This window comes from Micromonospora sp. NPDC048986 (assembly GCF_040649335.1).
In the GTDB taxonomy this organism is placed as follows: Bacteria; Actinomycetota; Actinomycetes; order Mycobacteriales; family Micromonosporaceae; genus Micromonospora; species Micromonospora alfalfae.
The window spans coordinates 45,797-65,954 of record NZ_JBEZFJ010000007.1; the positions used below are offsets into that span (position 1 = coordinate 45,797).

Below are 20,158 nucleotides of genomic sequence, written 5' to 3' on the forward strand. Positions count from 1 at the left end.
GCCGGCCGTGACGCGACGTTTCAGCCGACCGGCGTCGGGAAGCCCCGCCCGTGCTCCGACTGGAGCCGGAGCATGGCGTGCTCGACCACCGTCACCAGCACCTGCTTGACCGAGTCCCGCTGCCGGGCGTCGGTCATCACCAGCGGCACCTGCGGCGAGATGGCCAGCGCTTCGCGGACCTCCTCGGCCTCGTACTGCGGTGCGCCGTCGAACTTGTTCAGCGCCACCACGTACGGCAGGTTGCGGTTCTCGAAGTAGTCCAGCGGGGCGAAGGCGTCGGTGATCCGGCGAGTGTCCACCAGCACGGCGGCACCCACCGCCCCCCGGATGATCTCGTCCCACATGAACCAGAACCGAGTCTGACCCGGTGTACCGAAGAGGTACAGGATCAGGTCCTGGGCCATCGTGATGCGGCCGAAGTCCATGGCGACCGTGGTGGTCTCCTTGCCCGGCACCTTGGACGGATCGTCGATGCCGACACCCGCCGCGGTCATCAACGCCTCGGTGGTCAGCGGTGTGATCTCGGAGATCGCCCCGACCAGTGTTGTCTTACCGACGCCGAAGCCGCCCGCGACGACGATCTTCGCGGAGACGATTCCCCGGCCCGGCCGCCCCCCTGCGGGGTCATAGCCTGCGAAGTCCACTTAGCACCCTTCCAAGCAGTTCCATCCGCTCCTCGAACCCCTCGGCGGGAGCAGCAGTGTGTAACGTCAGCAGGCTCTCGGCCACCATGTCGGCGACCAACACCCGGGCGACGCCCAGCGGCATCCGGGTATACGCGGCGATCTCCGCCAGCGACTGTGCTCGGCCCTCACAGACCGTGGCGATGCGGTGCTTGTCGTGCCCGGCGAAACGGGACTCGGCGACCTGGGTGGGAGAGGCGGTCAGGACGGCCTCAAGAGCGATGTCCTGCCGGGGCTCGGTACGACCACGGGTGACCGCGTACGGACGCACCAGCGCGCCACGCGGGTCAGCGCGTCGTTGGTCCATTCCCGATCACCTCCTCGCCCCCTGCTGAGCCGGACTGCGCCGCCTCTCGTCCCTGGTCCGGCGCTCGGAAAGAGCGCCGCCTTCCGGTGCTAAGAGCGCACCGCGTCGCGCGGCAGCGGCACCAGCGCGGCACCCACCCGCTCGACCAGCAGCGCCATCTCGTAGCCGACCTGGCCCACGTCGCAGCTGCGGGCGGCCAGCACTGCCATCGAGGAGCCGTCGCTGATCGACATCAGGAAGAGATACCCGCTGTCCATCTCGATGACTGTCTGCAACACCCCGCCCGCGCTGAACATCCGGGCCGCGCCCTCGGTCAGGCTCACCACTCCGGAGGTGATCGCGGCGAGCTGGTCCGCCCGGTCCCCCGGCAGATCCCGGGAGGACGCGAGCAGCAGCCCGTCGGCGGACACCGCCACCACGTGGGCGATGCCCGCCACGCTGTCGGCGAAGTTGGTGAGCAGCCAACCCATGTCCTGCATGGCAGCTGGCCTGTTCATCGGCTCTCCTTGGTCGAGGTGCTGTTCAGGTCCGTTCCGGCCGTGCGGCCGCGTTGCACACCGCGGTGGTAGGCCGACAGCAGACCACGTACTTCATCCGGGGTCCGCCGGCTGCGGTCCCGGCCGCTCTTCGGTTCGATGCCACCCGGCACGAGCTGTGCCTGCGGCACCCGCTTGGGCAACCCGGAGCGGGTGGTCCCGGCGGGAGCCGGCTCGGCAGCCCGGCTGGCCCGGGACCAGCCCTCGTCCGCCGCCGTACGCCAGGCCTCCGGGTCCGGGGCGGGAGCGGGGGCGGGCGCGGGCGGAGCCGTCCGGCCGGCCGGGGCCGGGGCGTACGTCGGCGGTGCCGACGGCCGTGCCCCGAATCCGTCCATTGTGGCCCCGAGGCCGTCTGCGCCCGGGGTGGCCGTCCCGTCGGTGCCGGAGCTGCCCGGGGTACGGGTCGGCAGTTTCGGTCGGGCCGGCGACGCGGCCGGCACCGATCCGGCGCTGGGCGGGCCCCCGTTGCCGGTGCGCAGGCCGGCGTCGGCCGCTGTGGTGGTGGCGGGCGCGGGCGGCTCGTCGAAGTTGGGCCGGGTGAAGATCGCTGTGGCGTCGTCGCCGTGCGACCGGAACCAGACCGCCTCCATCTCCCGGAAGATCGGCGCCTCGGCTGGGAAGTCGGGCCGGGTGCTGACCGGAGCGGCGGGCACCGACGGAACGGCCGGCGGCGCCACGGTGCTCGGCCCGGCGACCGGCCCGACCGGGAGGCCCTGGGCACCGCGCCCATCCGCGGTGTCGGCGGTGTCCGGGGTGGAGCCGCGTCGGGGCAGCGGGTCGACTGTCGGGTAGGCCACTGTCGGGCTGCCCAGCGAGGCGCCCGCGCCGTTGCCGTAGGCCGGCTGGGCCGGTGGGAGCGGGGCGGCGGGGGCGGGGGCGGCGGCGGCCGGTGGCATCGTCGAGCGCGGACCGGTGTAGCCACCCGCCTGCACGGCCGGGGTGGTGTCCCGCGAGTTCAGCGGCGACTGCCACTGGGCGGGTGCCGGCGTGCTGGTCCGCCACTGGTCGGGCAGCGTCGCCGCCGTCGTGGCGGCACCGGCGAACTGCTCGGCGTGGCCGGCCGGGGAGAGCGGCGCCTGCTCCACGGCCATCGGCTGACGCGGCCGGCTGAGCACCTGATCGCGGCCCCGGTTGGTGGGTAGCAATACGGTGGCGGCGGGCAACGTCACCTGGGCGACAGTGCCGCCCTCGACGTTGCGGCGCAACTCCACCCGGATGCCGTAGCGGGAGGCGAGCCGGCTCACGACGGCCAGACCCATCAGTCGGAACGCGGCGACGTCGACGCTCGGCGGGGCTGCCAGCCGCCGGTTGAGCGAGTCGAGCTGGTCGTCGGTGAGGCCGAGCCCGCGGTCCTCGATCTGGATCAGCACGTAGTCGCGGATCCGGCGACCGTCGGCGACCACCGTGGTGTTCGGCGGCGAGAACCGGGTGGCGTTGTCGAGCAGCTCGGCGACGAGGCGTACCACGTCGTTGACCGCGTGCGCGGCCACCGAGATGTCCGTGTCCACGGTGCCGAACTCGATGCGGTTGTAGAGCTCAACCTCGGATTGGGCGGCGCGCAGCACGTCCACCACGAGCGCGTTGTCGTGACGCGGTGCGGCGGAGTCGGCGCCGGCCAGGACCAGCAGGTTCTCGTCGTTGCGGCGCATTCGGGTGGCCAGGTGGTCCAGTTCGAAGAGCTGCGCGAGCCGCTTCGGGTCCTCCTCGCCGCGCTCGATCGCGTCCAGCTCGCCGATCATCCGGTCGACCAGGGTCTGACTACGGCGGGCCAGGTTGAGGAACATCGCTGAGACGCTGGTACGCAGTGCCGCCTGCTCGGCGGCGACCCGCACCGCCTCCCGGTGTACGACGTTGAAGGCCAGCGCCACCTGACCGACCTCGTCGCGGGTGTTGAGCTGGATGGGGTCCCGGACCTGGCGGACGATCTCGTCCACCCCGCCGTCGCCCACGCTGCCCATGTTCTGCAGCCGCTGCACGGCGTCGGGCAGGTCGTGGTTGGCCACCGAGAGAGCGCCCTCGCGCAGTCGGCGCAGCGAGTGGTTGAGCGAGCGGGCCAGCACCACTGCCAGCGACACGGCGATGATCAGGGTCAACAGCACCAGGACCGACTCGACGACCGCCTGCCGGATGACGTCCGAGCGGGCCTGGTCGGCCTGCTGGAACAGTCGGTCCTGCAGTTGGATCTCGGCCCAGCGCATCAGGTCGTTCACCGCGCCGATCGCGGCGGTGGCGTCCTGCGCGGTGACCAGCGGACGCTGCCCGACCGAGCGGGTGATGTCGGTGGCCACCCGGTCGGCCAGGCCGACCGCGTCGCCGGAGACGGTGCTGTCGACCAGGGCGCGCTGCACCGGGTCGGCGGCCAGCGAGAAGGCGACCAGGGCCTCCTGCTGACCGGTCAACGTTGCCACGAAGGAGGAGAACTGCTCCGAGTCGAGCTGCCCGGCCGTCAGCGCGGTGAAGGCGACGGCTTCTTCCTCGGCGACCGAAGCCTTGGCGCGGGCGAACGCGGCGACCGCGCGGCGACTGTCCGAAAGGCTCTCGTCGCCGGGCAGTTGGGCCAGGCCGTCACCGTACGAGACCAGGTCGGTGAGGATGACTCCGTAGCGGAGCACCGCCTCGGCGACCGCCATCTGCCGGCGGTCCAGCACCTCCTGACGGGTGCCGTCCAGGGTGGCCAGGTGATCGTCGATGGCGGCCAGCCGGTCCCGCAGGGCGGCCGGCACGTCGCCGATCCGGCCCCGCTCGGCGCGGTACTCGTCCACCCGTTGCTGCGTCTGGCGGACCCGCAGGTTGTACGCGTCGGCCGGCTGCTGCGGAGCGGCGAGGTAGGCGGCCGCGGCCATCCGTTCGGCCTGGAGGTCCTGGGTCAGGGCGCTGACGTCGACCGAAAGGGCCGTCAGTGACCGGGCCCGGGTGGCGTCGAACGCGCCCTCGCCGACGGAGATCAGGCGGACCGTGGCCAGCGCGATCACCGCCGCCACCGGGACGACCAGAATCAACGCCAACTTGGACCGGATCCGGGCGTCGCGCAGTCTCGGCATCCGTCGGCGCGCAGGCCGACCGCTGTCGCCGAGCGCGGGCAGGGTCGTCGGTCCGGTGCTCACGACATCGCCTCCGTCGTTTCTTCCCCGCCTGAGCCGCCGAGCCATGCCGTAAGCGGAGGGGACCACGCGCGGCACGGCCGCGATTTCATCAGAGATGATCGTGTTTGGGAAGCCGCAGTGAGGTAGGAAACGGTCGGACGGAGCGCATCCCGTGATCCGGGCAACTGATACCTTCATTTCCGCAAGCCCCTGAACAGGGCATGTAACTCCAGAGTGGTCACGCGTGTATGCAAAGTGAGCTTTTGCAAACATTGCGTTACCCCAGCATGTGGGATGGCCGTCCCGAAAATGCTGCCGGGGTCCGCGCTTGACCACAGCGCCGGCCATTGGCAAGGTTTTGCAGGCTTCGCGCACACCGTACGGCAGAGGAGATCCCGTCCTCCACTGAGGACGGATTAGCGGCGGTGACCGGGCAGCGCCCGCGCCCGCACCTGGAGGACTGAGTTGAGCCCCATCCGCTCCGCGACCATCGCGGCGCTCGCATCGGCCGTAGTGGCCACCACGCTCACCGGCTGCCAGTTTGGCGAGGCGGAGAAGGACACGAGTCCGATCGTGATCGCTGCCGATCTCGAACTCTCCGGCGCCGCGGCCACTGTTGGCCGGACATACCAGCGAGCCCTCAAACTCAAGGTCGATCAGTTGAACGCCTCCGGAGCACTGAACGGCCGGAAGATCGACCTGAAGGTGAAGGACAACCGTTCCGACTCGGCCGAGTCACTTCGCAACATCGTCGACTTCAGCAGCGATTCGAAGGTCAGCGCCATCATCATGGGCGGCTGCAACGAATGCGCTGTCGGAGCGGTCGGCACCATCAACGAGAAGCGGATTCCCACCATTGCGCTAGCCGCTTCCGGCGCGATCGCCGCGCCGGCCGCCGAACGGCGCTACGTGTTCAAGCTGGGCCCCAACGCCCCGGACAGCGCCGCCGCACTGACCACCGAACTGCGCCGCAACAACATCCGCAAGGTGGGGATGCTGGTCAGCGACGACGACTACGGCCAGGAGGGCGCCACCGCGCTCAAGAACGAGCTGGACAAGGCCAACATCACGCTCCGACAGCAGCGGGTCAAGACCACCGACACCGACGTCAGCCGGCAGGTCCAGCAGCTCGCGTCGGGCAAGCCCGACGCGATGGTCTTCTGGACCCCGCCGGAGCAGGCGACACTTGCCGCCACCAGCGTCCAGCAGACCATCTTCCGTGGGTCGATCTACTTCGACGCGGCGGCGGCCGGGGACCTCTTCCTCGGCGCGGCGGCCAAGGCGACCGAGAAGGCCACGCTGATCTTCACGCAGACCATGGTGATCGATGACGTCATCGCGACCACGCCGGCCAAGGCGGCGCGGCGGCAGTGGTTCCAGGACTACACGGCCCGCTTCGGTGGCTACAACGGGTCGTCGTCGTTCGCCGCGGACGCCGTCCAGCTGATCGCCGACGCCGAACTGCGCGCCGGTGGTGAGATTGGGAAGGTGGACCGTAACGGCATCCGGGACGTGCTGGAGACGTCCCAGATGGACGGCCTCTCCGGCCCGATCCGCATGACGCCTGACAACCACAGCGGCCTGATGCCGCAGGCGCTCACCACGCTGGTCGCCCGCAACGGCCGCTGGCGGTTGGCTGGGTAACGCTCGGCCCTTGCAGCTGGCGGGTTCGTCGGGGTGCGGGTGGGGGTGTGGCCTACCGTGCCCGGCTCCGGGCGGTCAGGCTTGATCCCTCCGCCGGGCACGGCAGGCCACACCCTTCTGCGCCAGCGGCTTTCACGGAACGGGCCGGCCTCCATCTGGGGGCCGGCCCTTCGCGCTTCTTCTGCTTGGTCTCTTCTGTTGGCTCAGCGGCTGCTTGTGGTTTCGCGTACCCAGGGCAGGGCGAACCGCTCGATCAGCAGGAGCGCCGAGTAGAGCAGGATGCTCACCAGCGCTACCAGCATGATCGCCGCCCAGGCGGTGGCGGTGTCGCCGACGCCGGCGTACTGCGTGATGACGTAGCCGAGGCCGCTCTCGCCCGCCTGGAACTCACCGATCACCGCACCGATCGCGGCCAGTGGCATGGCCACCTTGAGCCCGACGAAGATCTGCGGCAGCGCGGCCGGGAAACGTACCTTGCGGAACGCCTGCCAGCGGGAGGCGTTCCAGGAACGCACCAGCTCGGCCAGGTCGGACGGCGTGGTGGTCAACCCGGTCGCCGTGGAGAGCACGATCGGGAAGAAGCAGAGCAGGAACACCATGGTCAGGATCGGCTTCTGGCCCCAGCCGAGCGCCACCACCAGCAGCGGGCCCAGCGTGATCTTCGGCACCGCGTTCACCGCCACCAGCAGCGGCGTGAACATCCGCTCCACGGTGCGGGAACTGGCCAGGGAGAGCCCGATCAACACACCGGCGGCCACCGACAGGGCGAACCCGGTCAGGATCTCCAATGTGGTGTCCCAGGTGTGCTCCAGCAGCTGCGCCGGCTTGTCGACGAACGCGGTGAGCACGTCGCCGGGCGGCGGCAGGGCGGCGGGGTGGACCAGCTCCAGCCGGGCGATCAGCCACCACGCCGCCAGCGCGACCAGGATGCCGACAGCGGGCAGCACCGCCTCGGCCCCGGCCCGCAGACCGGCACCTCGACCCGTGCGCCCCACCGCGGGGCCGGCACTCGCTGGCGGGGGTTGCGCCACCGCCGGGTCCGCTGACCGGACGTCGGTCATCTCTGTCCTCCTCGAAATCCCACGGCCCGCCGGGGGCCGACGAGCGACGGGGGTACGCCCCACCGGGATCGGCGGGACGTACCCCCTGATGACGACCGGACGATCAGGCCTTCGGCGCGAGGCTGAAGTCGATGATCTGCTCGGGGGTGATGTTCTGCTTCAGCGCGCCAGCGCCCTGCAGGATGGCGATGCTCTTGGCGACCCGACCGCTGTCCAGGGTGCCGATCGCGGTGCCGGTGTTGCCGGAACGGACGTACGCGGCCATCAGCTCCAGCTCGGCGGCGGCGGAGACCGGGTTGGTGGCGTCGACGTTCTTCTTCAGGATGTCGGCGGCCTCCTTGGAGTTCGCCAGGCTGTACTCCAGGCCTTTGAGCAGCGCGGCGGTGAACTTCTTCACCATCTCGGGCTTCTCCTTGGCGATCTTCGAGGAGGTGATCAGCACGTTGCCGTAGAGGTCCTGCATCACGTTGCTGTACGGCAGCATGACTGCCTTCTTCTTGGCCACCGCCTCGATGGTCGGCTGACCGACGACGAACTGGCCGATGCCGTCGACCGAACCCGCGGCCAGCGTGCCGATCAGGTTCTGCGCCTCACCGTTGACCCAGGTCACCTTGCTCGCGTCCACACCGGCGAGCCGGGCGTACGTCGGGAAGAGGTTGCGGACCACGGACCCGGGGGTGTCGGCGAGCTTCTTGCCCTCCAGGTCCTTCGGCGAGCTGATGTTCTTGCCCTCGACGGTGGCGATGCCCGCCATGGTGCGTTGCTGGATCGCGGCCACCGCGGTGAAGTCCTTCGCCTGGCCGTTGCCGAGCTGGAGCAGGCCGCCGGTGAGGTCGATCGGGCCGAAGTCGGCCTGACCGCCGACGACGGTCTGGATCACACCGCCGGTGCCCTGGCCCGCCTTGATCTCGACGTCGAAACCGGCTTCCTTGAAGAAGCCCTTGTCCTTCGCCACCCAGGCGTAGGAGTCACGGCCGAAGTTGCCGAACGAGGTGAGGTAGGTCACCTTCGTCAGCGTCGTCCCGTCGCCGCCCTTGGCATCGTCGGCCGAATCCGACCCGCTGCTGCAGGCGGAGACAAGGGCGAGGGCGGTGGCCAGCGCGGCCGTAGCGACCGTACGGGTCAGCCTTCTCATCAGTTGCACCATGTCCTTTCCGACCGGGGCCGGCAGGCCACCGGAGGGGGTTGTTATGACGGGCCGGCGGGAGGGGTGGAAGCCGGCTCCCGCCGTCGTGGGGGGACTCTTCGCGGGCACAGCGTACGAGAAACCCACACTCCCGACGCCAGGCGCATCGGGTTGCGGAACGGAAACAACCTGACGACCACCCCAGCCGGTCCCATACCTCGACAGGGCGGTTAGCCTTTGTCGGATTCCTGACCGTCCACTCAGCGGAGGTGCGCCGGAGATGATCCGACTGTCCGGGGTGTCCCGTACCTTCGAGGGCCGATCCGGCCGGGTGGAGGCGCTGCGCGGCATCGACCTCGACGTCGCCGAGGGCGAGTTCGTCGCGGTGCTCGGCCGCTCCGGCTGCGGCAAGTCCACACTGCTGCGGCTGATCGCCGGGCTGCTCCCGCTGAGCGCCGGGGAGATCACCGTCGCCGGTACGCCGATCGTCCGCCCCCGCCAGGACATCGCGATGCTGTTCCAGAAGCCGGCGCTGCTGCCCTGGCGCACGGTGCTGGACAACGTCCTGCTGCCGGTGGAGATCTTCGGCTGGAGCCGCGCCAAGCACCGGGAGCGGGCCCGGGAACTGCTCGACGTGGCCGGGTTGGCCGGCTTCGAGAAGCGGCTGCCGCACGAACTCTCCGGCGGCATGCAGCAGCGGGTGTCGCTGTGCCGGTCGTTGATCGGTGAGCCCCGGGTGATGCTGATGGACGAGCCGTTCTCCGCACTTGACGCGCTCACCCGCGAGGAACTGTCCGGCGAACTCCAGCGGGTGCACATGGAGAACAAGCCGACCATCGTCTTCGTCACCCACTCGATCGACGAGGCGGTGCTGCTCGCCGACCGGGTGGTCGTGCTGAGCCCCCGCCCCGGTCGGATCCGCAAGGTCGTCGACGTGACCATCCCCCGGCCCCGCACCCTGGGCCGCAACGCCCACCTGGCCGACGTCGCCCAGGTCAGCGCCGACCTGCACGAACTGCTGATGGAACGCGAACAGCCGGCCACCGCCGGCGCGGAAGGACACTGACCATGCGGGTGTCGGTCTTCACCGAGCCGAACCGTGGCGCCAGCTACGACACCCAGCTCCGGTTCGCCCGGCTGGTCGAGGCCTGTGGCTACGAGGGCTTCCTCCGCGCCGACCACTACCAGTCGATGGGCGCCGATCCGGGCCTGCCCGGCCCCACTGACGCCTGGCTGACTCTCGCCGCGCTGGCCCGGGAGACCGAGCGGATCCGACTCGGCACCCTGGTGACGTCGGCCACGTTCCGCCTGCCCGGCCCGCTCGCGGTGATGGTCGCGCAGGTCGATCAGATGAGCGGTGGCCGGGTCGACCTCGGCATCGGCGCCGGCTGGTACGAGCGCGAGCACACCTCGTACGGCATCCCGTTCCCGGCTGTCGGCGAGCGCTTCGACCGGCTGGCCGAGCAGCTTGAGGTGATCACCGGGTTGTGGGGAACCCCGCCCGGCGAGACCTACAGCTTCACCGGCGACCACTACCGGCTGGTGGACGCGCCCGCCCTGCCCAAGCCGGTGCAGGTGCCCGGCCCGCCGATCATCGTGGGCGGGCGTGGCCCCAAACGCACTCCCGAACTGGCCGCCCGGTACGCCGACGAGTTCAACATGCCGTTCAAGTCCGTGGCCGCCACCGCCGAGGCGTACGACCGGGTGCGCGAGACGTGTGAGCGCACCGGACGGACGGAGTCCGGGCGCGCGCCGTTGGTGCTCTCCGCCGGGATCGTCGTCGCCATCGGCCGGACCGACGCGGAGGCCCAGCGTCGGGCCGCGCCTCTGCACGAGAAGAGCGCGCTGCCACCGGAGGACCCGGTGGTCGGCTCCCCCGCGCAGCTCGCGCAGCGGCTCGGTGAGTTCGCCGCGATCGGCACCACCCGGGTCCACCTGCGCCTGATCGACTTCGACGATCTCGACCACCTCGAGCTGATCGCCGCCGAGGTGCTGCCCCAACTGGACGGAGCACTATGACCGACGTGATCGACGGAACCGAACTCGGGCCGGTCGGCCAGGAGATCGTCTTCGAGAACGACAGGGTCCGGGTCTGGCACATCCGCCTCGAGCCGGGCGAGCGGCAGCCGCTGCACCGGCACGACCACCCCTACCTGGTGGTGGCGATCGAGGGCGCCAAGAACGTCGTGCAGACCATCGACGGCACCCGGATCGACGCCGACGAGCCCACCGGCGGAGTGGTCTACCGGGACCCGGGCGCTGTGCACATGCTGACCAATGTCGGGGATACGACTTACCTGGCACGGCTGGTCGAACTCAAGTAGACCCGCCGATCGCCACCGGCGTGCCTCGCGGCGCGCCGGTGGCGATCGGGTGTACCAGGTGCGTAACGTGCCGGACATGGCCTTTCGGACCTGGGGCAGACTGCTGCTCACGGCGCTCGGGGTGAGCGTGCTGGCCGGAGCCGGCCAGCTCGGCGTCGCGTACGGTTTCGGCATCGTCCGCCTGACCGGCGCATTCACCGGTACGACAGTCAACCAGTGGCCGGCCCAGCTGGTCTGGGTGGGCTGGTTCGCCGCCAACGCGGCAGTCGCCGGTGCCGTCCTGACCGGACGCCTCGCTCGCCGCGACGCCCCGGCGGCCAGCACCGGACGGCAGTTGGCTGTCGGCGGCGCGGCAGCGCTCGGTGCCACAGTCATCGCCCCGCTCTGCATGCAGCCCGCCCGCGCCGCGGAGCTGATCTCCGTTGACCCGGTCTGGGCGGTGGGCATCTGCGCCATTGTCGGTGCGGTGATCGGGGCGGGCGCGGCGATCGCCGTCCTTTTCCGGCCCGAGCTGGGATGGAACATGACGGCAGTGGCCGGCGCGGTCTGGCTACTGGCGCTGATCTCCGTCCTACCGTCGCTCGGCACGGCCGGCCCACTGCCGACCGTCCGGCTCGGCGTACTGGAGCCGAGCTGGCTCGACGACGCCGCCGCGCAGCGGCTGGCGCTGCTCCTGCTGCCCATCGTGGCGCTGCTGGCCGGCGCGGCGACGGCCGGGCTGGCTCGCTGGCGGGGCCAGGCTCCACTGGTCAGCGGGGCCACCGGGGTGGCCGGTCCGGTGCTGCTGGCGTTCGCCTACCTGACCGCCGGTCCGGGTGACGCTGTGGACCGCTACCAGGCCGCCCCCTACTACGGCTCGTTGATCGCGATCCTCGCCGGAGCGCTCGGCGCGGCCGCCGCCGCGCTGCTGCGCTGGCCGACGGGCACCCGTACCGCCGATCCGCAGGCGATCGAGCCCACCGCCATCCTGCGCCCGCTGCCGGCCGGCCCGGCGCTGCCCAGCGCGGCGAACGACCGGGACAGCGCGGCGAACGTCAGGGACGGCGCCGAGCGCACCGACACGGAGACGACCAACGCCGAGCTGGCCACCAGCACGAAGCCCGCCGGCGTCATCGCGGGTCCGTGGGCGACGGGCGACCCCGATGCCGTACGCACCGTCCCGGCCCACTGGGACTGGCCGGAGACCACAGCGAGCGGACAGCACGGTCCGGGGCCCGCCACCGCGACTCCCGCCGCACCGAAGCCCGCCGCCCCGACTCAGCCCGCGGCCTGGCTGACCGCGCCGACCGGTGAGTTCACCGCCGCCGGGCAGACGCCCCCGCGCCAGGATGATGTCCTGGCCACTACCGAGCCCTCGGCCGGCACCGGCGTCAGCATCGACACCGACGCCACGGCGAGCGGCACAACGGCCGGACGCGTCGACGCCGCGCCCCCGACGGGCGGCCCAGCGGTCGACGAGCCGACCAGCAGCACAGCGACCGGCGCGAGCGGCACGGCGACCGGTGGCAGGCCGACCGGTGGGCGCGCCACAGGCAAGTCCGTCGACACTCCACGCGGCACTGGCACACCCGGTTCCGGCACACCCGGTTCCGGCACGACCAGCGCGGCCGCGACCAGTACGGGCAGCGGCACCGGGGCGACCAGCACAGCACCGGCTGGCACTGACACTCCCACGGCCTCGACGGGCACGGGGTCAGCCACGAACACGGAGGCGAGCGGTGCGGGCACTGCCGACCACGGCACGGCTGAGGCGCCGCTGACGATCAAACCGCGACGCGGCCGGAAGTCCAAAGCCAAGCCGGACGCCACCGCCTCCGACGTGGCTGACGACATCTCCCCTGCCGGTCCGGCAACCGCAGCCGAGACGACCACCGACGCAACGACCACCGGCCGCGTCGCGAAGGGCACCCGGCCGGGCAGGTCAGCCGACACCACCGCCTCGGACGCGGGCACCGACACTCCGGCGCCCAGCCGGGAAAGCGTGGGTGAACGGTCGGGTTCGACCTCCGGGGTCACCTCGGCTGCCAGTTCCGGCGCGGCAGCATCCCGGACCACCACTACCGGTACGAAGCGAACACCTGCCACCCCCGCCACCGGCGCGAAGCAAGCACCGGTCGCCTCGACGACCGCCGAAACCGGCACAACGCAGGCGCCGGTCGACAGGGAGCCCCCGACCACGGCGACCGACGCCGCACAGACACCGACCAGCGGGAGTGGGGCGACACCAGCACCGACCACCGCGGCCAGCCAGGTTGGCGCGGACGCCAGTTCACGCGTCCCCACTGCCGGCACGGGCAGCACTGCGGCACCGGCCGACGCGACCTCTGCGACCGGTGATTCTGCAATCGCCGACGCTCGTGGCACCGACGGCGAGCGGCCCGCCGCCGAGGATGTTCCCGTCGCCGGGTTGTTCGGAGCCACCGCCGCCAATGACCCGGACGGGGACCGGTGGACGCCCGCGCCGTCGGCCTGGCCCGTCACCGCGACGTGGACGGTGCCACCGCAGGCCGCCGAGCCGGAGGCAACGGAATCGCAGGGGTCGAGCAGGCCCGACGCGCCGACCGGGCCGACGCCCAGGCCCCGGCATCGGGCACCGTTGCCGGACCTGAGCCGGGCCGGCACCTGGAATGCGTTCGACACCTCTCGGCGCCGCGGGTCGACCGGATCGCAGGACAGCTCGACGGCACGGACAGCTCCGACCGAAGCCGGCGAGACGACCGCTCCGCCCGAATCCCAGGGCCGGCCGGAGTTCCCCGGCATGGCGGGCGCGCCCTCCGGTGCCGCCGCCAGTGCCACCACCGACACCACCGGCGCCGGCACCGGCGATGTGGCGGCTACCGACGCCACGTCGGGAACTCCGACGCATCCGAAGGTGGCAGAGCAGCCCTCCCGGCGAGGGCGTCTCGGTGGGTTGTTCCGCCGCAACCGGGCCCGCGCCGACGAGGAGAGCCCGAAGACGTCGGACGCAACCGAGCCGCTGGCGTCCCAGGACGAGGAATTCGTCGACTGGGTCGCCGGTCTGAGTAAGCCGGTGTCGGACAACGAGCCCGAGCAGGAGAACGGCCGCCGGTCGTTGCGCTCCACCGGCCGCCACCACCGCGACTGACCCACAGCGGCTGACCCGCACCACCCAACGCACAGGAGCACCGGCCACGCCGGACGTCCCCCGCGAGGCCATGCGCGCCGGGCGACGCCGGCCGTCCCGGCGTCGCCCCGCAACACCGGGACGCCACCGGGACAGCCCCACCTGGGCAGGGGTCAGGCGAGCGGCAGGTAGACCCGACTTCCGCCGGAGACGAACTCCTCCGACTTGTCCTTCATGCCGCGCGCCGCGTACTCCTTGAGCTCCTGGGTGATCTTCATGGAGCAGAACTTCGGGCCACACATCGAGCAGAAGTGCGCTGTCTTCGCCGGCTCCGCCGGCAGTGTCGCGTCGTGGTACGAGCGCGCCGTCTCCGGGTCCAGCGAGAGGTTGAACTGATCCTCCCAGCGGAACTCGAACCGCGCCTTCGACAGGGCGTCGTCCCAGGCCTGCGCGCCGGGGTGCCCCTTGGCCAGGTCCGCCGCGTGTGCCGCGATCTTGTACGCGATCACGCCCGCCTTCACGTCGTCCCGGTCCGGCAGACCGAGGTGCTCCTTCGGCGTGACGTAGCAGAGCATCGCGGTGCCGAACATGCCGATCATCGCGGCGCCGATCGCCGAGGTGATGTGGTCGTACGCGGGCGCGATGTCGGTGGTCAGCGGACCGAGCGTGTAGAAGGGCGCCTCGTGGCACCACTCCTGCTGAAGGTCCACGTTCTCCTTGATCTTGTGCATCGGTACGTGACCGGGGCCCTCGATCATCACCTGGACGTCGTACGCCCAGGCGATCTTCGTCAGCTCACCGAGGGTCCGCAGCTCGGCAAACTGCGCCTCGTCGTTGGCGTCGGCGATCGACCCGGGGCGCAGCCCGTCGCCGAGAGAGAACGTCACGTCGTAGCGCGCGAGCAGCGCGCACAGCTCCTCGAAGTTGGTGTAGAGGAAGTTCTCCTCGTGGTGCGCCAGGCACCACGCCGCCATGATCGAACCGCCGCGGGACACGATCCCGGTCACCCGGTCCACGGCCAGCGGCACGTACGGCAGGAGCACCCCGGCGTGCACAGTCATGTAGTCCACGCCCTGCTCGGCCTGCTCGATCACGGTCTCCCGGAACACCTCCCAGCTCAACTTCACCGGGTCGCCGCCGACCTTCTCCAACGCCTGGTAGATCGGCACCGTCCCGATCGGCACCGGCGAGTTCCGCACGATCGCCTCACGGGTCTCGTGGATCCGCTTACCAGTGGACAGGTCCATCACCGTGTCCGCGCCCCAGCGGGTGGCCCAGGTCAGCTTCTCCACCTCCTCCGCGACCGACGAGCTGACCGCCGAGGTGCCGATGTTGGCGTTCACCTTGACCAGGAACGCCTTGCCGATGATCGCCGGCTCGCACTCCGGGTGGTTGACGTTGAGCGGGAGCACCGCCCGACCGGCGGCGATCTCGGCCCGCACCAGTTCCGGGTCGACGTTCTCCCGGATCGCCACGAACTCCATCTCCGGCGTCACCAGACCGGCCCGCGCGTACGCGAGCTGGGTGGGCCGACGGCCGTCCACCCCGGCGAGTGGCGTGCCCGCACCCCGTACCGGGGCCACGTCACCCCGCTCGGCGATCCACGGCCCGCGCAGCGGCGGCAGCCCCACCTCCGGGTCCGAACCAGGTCCGGACGTGTCGTAGAGCCGCACCGGCGGCAGGTCCCCGGTCAGCCCCACCTCCGCGAACGGCACCCGGACATCCGGCCGCGAACCCTCGACGTACACCTTGCCTCGTGCGTGCATGACAGCCTCCCTGGTGATCAAGCGGACCAGCCGAAGTGGTTCAGCGGTCCGCGCCCCGCGCCCAGCTCCCAGCCCCGCGCGCCGGTCAGCGCACGGAGCACGTACTCCTTGGCGGCCCCCACGGCGGCCGGCACCGCATCGCCCAGACCGAGCCGCACCGCGATCGCCGCCGAGAACGAGCACCCGGTGCCGTGGGTGTGCCGGGTGGCCACCCGGGGTGCGCGCAACACTGTGGTGACGCCGCCGCCGTGCAGCACGTCGACCGCTTCGCCCCCGTCCAGGTCACCACCTGTGACCACCACGTACTCCGGGCCGCCGGACACCAGGGCCTCGGCGGCCACTACCATCGCGGCCACGTCGTCCACCGGGCGTCCGGTGATCGCCGCGGCCTCCGCGCAGTTCGGGGTCGCCACAGTGGCGTACGGCAGCAGCCGCTCCACAGCGCCCACCACGCCGAGCCGGTGACCACTCGTGGCGACCAGCACCGGGTCGACGACGAGGTGAGGTAGCCGACCGTCCCGGGCGGCCTCGGCCACCACGTCCGCGATCGCCGGGGTGCCGAGCATCCCCGTCTTCACGGCGCAGACGGTGAAATCGGTGAGCACGCTGTCCAACTGTTCGGTGACGGTGCGCGGGGGCAGCGGCAGCACCGCGTCGACACCCCGGGTGTTCTGCGCGGTGACCGCGGTGAGGACGCTGGTGCCGTACCCGCCGAGCGCGGCGAAGACCTTGAGGTCGGCCTGGATGCCTGCGCCGCCGCCGGAGTCCGAGCCAGCGATGGTCAGCAGTGTTCGCGGGGTCATCTTTCCTCTTTGGTTGCGGTTGGGGGCTGCGGCCGACAGTGCCCACTCCGGGCGGTCAGGCTTGATCCCTGCGTGGGCACTGTCGGCCGCAGCCCTGACGTGGAGACCTGGGTGACCCCGCGCCGGGTTTGGGTCAGCACAGGGGTGACCGCCTCGACATAAGCGCTGGTCAGGCTCGCCGCTGCCTCGGCGGGGTCTTCTGCTCGCATGATTGCGCCCAGCACTGCCACCCCGACGGCTCCCGCCTTCACGCAGGCGGTTACCTGTTCTGGGGTTTCGATGCCGCCGAGGGCGAGCAGGGGCACCGGGCTGGAGCGGACCAGGCTGCCCAGGCCTGCAACATCCAGGGGTGGGCCGTAGCCGGGCTTTGTCTTTGTGGGCCAGACCGGGGAGATGGTGGCGTAGTGCTCGGTGGTCAGGCGGTCCAGCTCGGGTTGGTGGTGGCAGGAGCGGCCGACCAGGCCGACGGTTGGCGGTGGGTACGGGCCGGCGGCGGGCAGGTGCACGGCGTCGCCACCGAGCGGGTCGGGGCCGGCCACGATGAGGGTTCCGCCGACGTCGGCGAGGATCGCGCGCAGGTCCGCGGCGAGGGCGGCGCGTTCGGCGCGCGGCAGGTCCTTCTCCCGCAGCACCACCCAGCGCACTCCCCCGGCCACGGCCCCCGCCACCACCCGGTCGAGCCCGCCCCGCGCGACGAGCCGGTCGGTCAACACGACAACCCCGGACGGCGGGGTCACAGCTCGGGTCTTCCCTCGTCAGGGGTGGAGGCGAGCGCGTGGAAGCGGCGCTCGATCCGACCGGCCCGGGCCGCCAGTCGGCCCGCCTCGACCGCGTACCGCATCGCGGTGGCCATCGCCACCGGGTCGGCCGCCCTGGTGACAGCACTCGCCAGCAGCACCCCGTCACAGCCCAGCTCCATTGCCAGCGCCGCGTCGGACGCGGTGCCGATGCCGGCGTCGAGGATCACCGGCACGTCCACACCCTGCCTTATCAGTCGAATGTGGTGCGGGTTGCCGATGCCGAGCCCGGAGCCGATCGGGGAGCCGGCCGGCATCACCGCGGCGCAGCCGACGTCGGCGAGGCGACGGGCGAGCACCGGGTCGTCGCTGGTGTACGGCAGCACCGTGAAGCCATCGGCGACCAGCTCCTCGGCGGCGCGGAGCAGTTCCACCCCGTCGGGCAGGAGGGTGCGCTCGTCGCCGATCACCTCCAGCTTGACCCAGTCGGTGTCGAACGCGTCCCGGGCCAGCCGGGCCACCTTCACCGCCTCCGTGGCGGTGTGGCAGCCGGCGGTGTTCGGCAGCAGGCGTACGCCGCACCGGTCCAGCAACTCCAGCAGCCCACCGGTGGAGCCCGGTGCCGTGCCCACCCGGCGCAGCGCCAGCGTGACCAGCTCGGTGCCGGACGCCCGGATCGCCTGCTCCAGGACGTGCAGGTTCGCGGCGCCGCCGGTGCCGAGGATCAGCCGCGAGGTGAAGGTCTTCCCACCCAGTTCGAGGGGCACGCCGCTCACCCGCCCTGCGCCGCGGTGAGCACCTCGACCCGGTCACCGTCGCGCAGTGCTCGGGCCGGCCAGCCGGTCCGGGGCACCACCTCGCCGTTGACAGCGACCGCCACCCCACGTGGGTGCGCCACGATGTCGCGGACCAGGTCCGCCACTGACGCGCCGGCGGCGACGCTGCGCCCGGCCCCGTTCACAGTCAACTCCACAGGTCCCCCTCCAACGTCGGTTCAGGGCCGCCCGACGCGGTCACCGCGGCGGCAGCGCCGAAGCGGTCGGCCCGCAAGGGCGCGAGCAGCGGGTCGGGTACGCCGCCGAGCACCAGGTCGACGATCAGGTCGGCGGTGATCGGGGTGAGCACGATGCCGTGCCGGTGGTGCCCGGTGGCGGCCAGGACGTCCGGTCGGCCGGGCAGCGGCCCGAGGATCGGCGCGTTGTCCGGGGTGCCCGGGCGCAGCCCGGCGACCGCCTCGACCAGGTCGTACTCGGCCAGTTCGGGAAGCAGGTCGACCCCGGCACGCAGCAGCCGTTGCACGGCACCGGCGGTGACGGTGGTGTCCGAGCGCTCCTCGACCGTCGCGCCGAGCACCACCTCACCGTCGGCGCGGGGCACCAGGTAGACGTGCTCGCCGTCGGCGTACCCCCGGATCACGTGCCGGAAGCCCGGCGCGACGCCGTCGGGCGCGCGGAGCCGGAGGATCTGGCCCTTCACCGGCCGCACGGGCAGGCCGGTGAGCGCGGCGGCCCCGCAGCCGGCGGCGACCACTGTGACCTGCGCGTCCACGTCGGACAGTTGTCGGACCGGCCGTGGCACGAGCACCGCGCCGGCCCGCTGCGCGGCAGTGCGCAGCGCCGGAACCAGCAGCCGGGGGTCGACCTGGTGGTCGGTGGGCGCGATCGCGCCGCCGCGCACCCGTGGGGCGAGCGCCGGTTCGCGGTCGCGCAGCTCGCTGGGGCGCAGCGGCGTCACGGGCAGTCCCAACCCCTGCTGGTACGCCCACAGCCGGCGCGCCTCGGCCAGGTCGTCGCCGGTGAGCCCGACCATCAGTGTGCCCTCGGTCCGGTAGCCGATCTCAGCTCCGGTCGTCTCGGTCAGCTCCGCGGCGAACGCCGGCCAGCGGGCGGCCGACGCCAGCAGCAACCCGGTCAGCTGCCGCTCACCGAAGTACGCCTCGGCGACCGGGGAGAGCATGCCGGCGGCCACCGCCGACGCACCCGAGCCGGGTGCCGGATCGTGCACCACCACCCGCAGCCCGCGCGCGGCGCAACGCCAGGCGATCGCCAGCCCGATCGGCCCCGCCCCCACCACTGCCACGTCCGGCCGGACCCGGTCGCGCGACGGCGGTGACGGGGACCGGCCGGTCAGCACGTCAGGGCCTCGATCAGTTCGGCGGTTGCCAGTGCCGGGTCGGCGGCGGCGCAGACGGCGCCGACCACCGCCACCCCGTACGCCCCGGCGGCCCGCAGCGCCGGCACCCGGGCGGCCGTCACTCCGCCGATCGCGATGACCGGGACGTCGACGGCGTCGACGATGGCGCGTACACCGGCGGGCCCGATGGGGTCCGGCAGGCCGGTCTTGGTGCTTGTGGTGTGACACGGCCCGACGCCCAGGTAACTGGCGCCCGCCGCGACGGCCTCGCGCGCCGGGCCCGGAGCGCGAGCGGTGGCGCCCAGCACACCGGCGGGGCCGAGCACCCGGCGGGCGGCGGCGACCGGCAGGTCGTCGGCGCCGACGTGCCCACCGGCGGCGCCGACCGCCAGCGCCACGTGCAACCGGTCGTTGACCAGGCAGGTCGCCTGGTACGACGCGCAGAGCGCCAGCACCCGCCGGGTCAGGTCGTACGCCTCGCGGTCGGTGGCGGAATCCTCGACCCGCACCTGCACCACCAGGTCGGCGTGGGCCACTGTGAGGGCGGCGCGAACCACTGCGAGTGGGTCGCGACCCGGTCGGGTGTCGGTGATGAGATGCAATCGCCCCAGGGACGGCACGGCAACGCTCCTCCCTGCGCCGGCATTACCCGGATCAGGTTCGACGGTCGGGGGCTGTCAGCCCCCCTCTCAGCCCGGTACACCGGGCTCCCGTGGGTTACTTGCGTGTCACCGTACGACAGATCCGCCGGCCTGCCAAGGCGTGGGGTCGGCGGTGGCCGGCCGACCGGGCCGCGTCAAAACAAGCGAGATCCAATGGGGCACTTCATACAGTCCTGTTCGGAATGTCGCCCCCCGTTGCAGAACCGTT

At 71.9% G+C, this 20,158-nt stretch carries 18 protein-coding genes and 1 riboswitch; of the genes, 5 read left to right on the forward strand and 13 right to left on the reverse strand.

All coding sequences use genetic code 11. The features are described 5' to 3' along the window. Positions 1-20 precede the first annotated feature (20 nt). From AB0B94_RS15870 to AB0B94_RS15885, 4 genes are all read right to left on the reverse strand, one after another. Positions 21-644: an ATP/GTP-binding protein gene (locus AB0B94_RS15870; RefSeq protein ID WP_030329978.1), complete on the reverse strand. Its 624-nt coding sequence runs from the start codon at positions 642-644 to the stop codon at positions 21-23. Further along, the gene (locus AB0B94_RS15875) at positions 625-990 is read right to left on the reverse strand and encodes a DUF742 domain-containing protein (protein WP_007465174.1); all 366 of its coding nucleotides are present in this window, start codon (positions 988-990) and stop codon (positions 625-627) included. The genes AB0B94_RS15870 and AB0B94_RS15875 overlap by 20 nt, the downstream gene beginning before the upstream one ends. 89 nt (positions 991-1,079) lie before the next feature. Continuing rightward, on the reverse strand, positions 1,080-1,487 hold the full coding sequence (locus AB0B94_RS15880) for a roadblock/LC7 domain-containing protein (protein WP_007465177.1): 408 nt from the start codon (positions 1,485-1,487) through the stop codon (positions 1,080-1,082). Further along, complete coding sequence (locus tag AB0B94_RS15885; RefSeq protein WP_357279057.1) at positions 1,484-4,630, reverse strand: nitrate- and nitrite sensing domain-containing protein; 3,147 nt, start codon at positions 4,628-4,630, stop codon at positions 1,484-1,486. The genes AB0B94_RS15880 and AB0B94_RS15885 overlap by 4 nt, the downstream gene beginning before the upstream one ends. 444 nt (positions 4,631-5,074) lie before the next feature. On the opposite strand from AB0B94_RS15885, the gene AB0B94_RS15890 reads away from it, so the two are divergent. Next, on the forward strand, positions 5,075-6,253 hold the full coding sequence (locus AB0B94_RS15890) for an ABC transporter substrate-binding protein (protein ID WP_357279060.1): 1,179 nt from the start codon (positions 5,075-5,077) through the stop codon (positions 6,251-6,253). Between the two features lie 203 nt (positions 6,254-6,456). Here AB0B94_RS15890 and AB0B94_RS15895 read toward each other — a convergent pair whose 3' ends face one another. Together AB0B94_RS15895 and AB0B94_RS15900 are read right to left on the reverse strand one after the other, a co-directional pair. Further along, positions 6,457-7,314: an ABC transporter permease gene (locus AB0B94_RS15895; protein ID WP_357279065.1), complete on the reverse strand. Its 858-nt coding sequence runs from the start codon at positions 7,312-7,314 to the stop codon at positions 6,457-6,459. A 103-nt stretch (positions 7,315-7,417) separates the two neighbouring features. Continuing rightward, positions 7,418-8,449 (reverse strand): ABC transporter substrate-binding protein, encoded by a 1,032-nt coding sequence (locus tag AB0B94_RS15900; protein ID WP_357279070.1) that lies wholly within the window; start codon positions 8,447-8,449, stop codon positions 7,418-7,420. Between the two features lie 271 nt (positions 8,450-8,720). On the opposite strand from AB0B94_RS15900, the gene AB0B94_RS15905 reads away from it, so the two are divergent. The 4 genes from AB0B94_RS15905 to AB0B94_RS15920 all read left to right on the forward strand — a co-directional run bounded on the left by AB0B94_RS15905 (position 8,721) and on the right by AB0B94_RS15920 (position 13,870). Beyond that, positions 8,721-9,506, forward strand: coding sequence for an ABC transporter ATP-binding protein (locus AB0B94_RS15905; RefSeq protein WP_357279075.1), 786 nt, complete (start codon positions 8,721-8,723; stop codon positions 9,504-9,506). A gap of 2 nt (positions 9,507-9,508) precedes the next feature. Further along, on the forward strand, positions 9,509-10,459 hold the full coding sequence (locus tag AB0B94_RS15910; protein WP_357279082.1) for an LLM class F420-dependent oxidoreductase: 951 nt from the start codon (positions 9,509-9,511) through the stop codon (positions 10,457-10,459). Continuing rightward, complete coding sequence (locus tag AB0B94_RS15915) at positions 10,456-10,764, forward strand: cupin (RefSeq protein WP_088987605.1); 309 nt, start codon at positions 10,456-10,458, stop codon at positions 10,762-10,764. Before AB0B94_RS15910 ends, AB0B94_RS15915 begins: the two co-directional genes overlap by 4 nt. Before the next feature lie 76 nt (positions 10,765-10,840). After that, positions 10,841-13,870: a hypothetical protein gene (locus tag AB0B94_RS15920; protein WP_357279088.1), complete on the forward strand. Its 3,030-nt coding sequence runs from the start codon at positions 10,841-10,843 to the stop codon at positions 13,868-13,870. 152 nt (positions 13,871-14,022) lie between these two features. Here the strand turns inward: AB0B94_RS15920 and thiC are convergent, their stop codons facing one another. The 7 genes from thiC to thiE form a co-directional block, all read right to left on the reverse strand. Then, positions 14,023-15,615, reverse strand: coding sequence for a phosphomethylpyrimidine synthase ThiC (gene thiC, locus AB0B94_RS15925; RefSeq protein WP_357279092.1), 1,593 nt, complete (start codon positions 15,613-15,615; stop codon positions 14,023-14,025). 17 nt (positions 15,616-15,632) lie between these two features. Continuing rightward, positions 15,633-16,418, reverse strand: a complete 786-nt coding sequence (thiD, locus tag AB0B94_RS15930) for a bifunctional hydroxymethylpyrimidine kinase/phosphomethylpyrimidine kinase (protein ID WP_357279097.1) — start codon at positions 16,416-16,418, stop codon at positions 15,633-15,635. Beyond that, the gene (locus AB0B94_RS15935; protein WP_357279101.1) at positions 16,415-17,155 is read right to left on the reverse strand and encodes a thiamine phosphate synthase; all 741 of its coding nucleotides are present in this window, start codon (positions 17,153-17,155) and stop codon (positions 16,415-16,417) included. The genes thiD and AB0B94_RS15935 overlap by 4 nt, the downstream gene beginning before the upstream one ends. Next, entirely contained in the window at positions 17,152-17,931 is a 780-nt protein-coding gene (locus AB0B94_RS15940; protein WP_357279107.1) for a thiazole synthase, read from the reverse strand. Before AB0B94_RS15940 ends, AB0B94_RS15935 begins: the two co-directional genes overlap by 4 nt. Further along, the gene (gene thiS, locus AB0B94_RS15945; protein ID WP_238667543.1) at positions 17,928-18,128 is read right to left on the reverse strand and encodes a sulfur carrier protein ThiS; all 201 of its coding nucleotides are present in this window, start codon (positions 18,126-18,128) and stop codon (positions 17,928-17,930) included. Before thiS ends, AB0B94_RS15940 begins: the two co-directional genes overlap by 4 nt. Next, a complete protein-coding gene (thiO, locus tag AB0B94_RS15950; protein ID WP_357280025.1) occupies positions 18,119-19,285 on the reverse strand; it encodes a glycine oxidase ThiO in 1,167 nt (388 codons plus the stop codon). The genes thiS and thiO overlap by 10 nt, the downstream gene beginning before the upstream one ends. Beyond that, a complete protein-coding gene (gene thiE, locus AB0B94_RS15955; RefSeq protein WP_357279112.1) occupies positions 19,282-19,908 on the reverse strand; it encodes a thiamine phosphate synthase in 627 nt (208 codons plus the stop codon). Before thiE ends, thiO begins: the two co-directional genes overlap by 4 nt. Next, positions 19,903-20,012: riboswitch (TPP riboswitch) on the reverse strand. Its footprint overlaps the gene before it by 6 nt. Positions 20,013-20,158 lie beyond the last annotated feature (146 nt).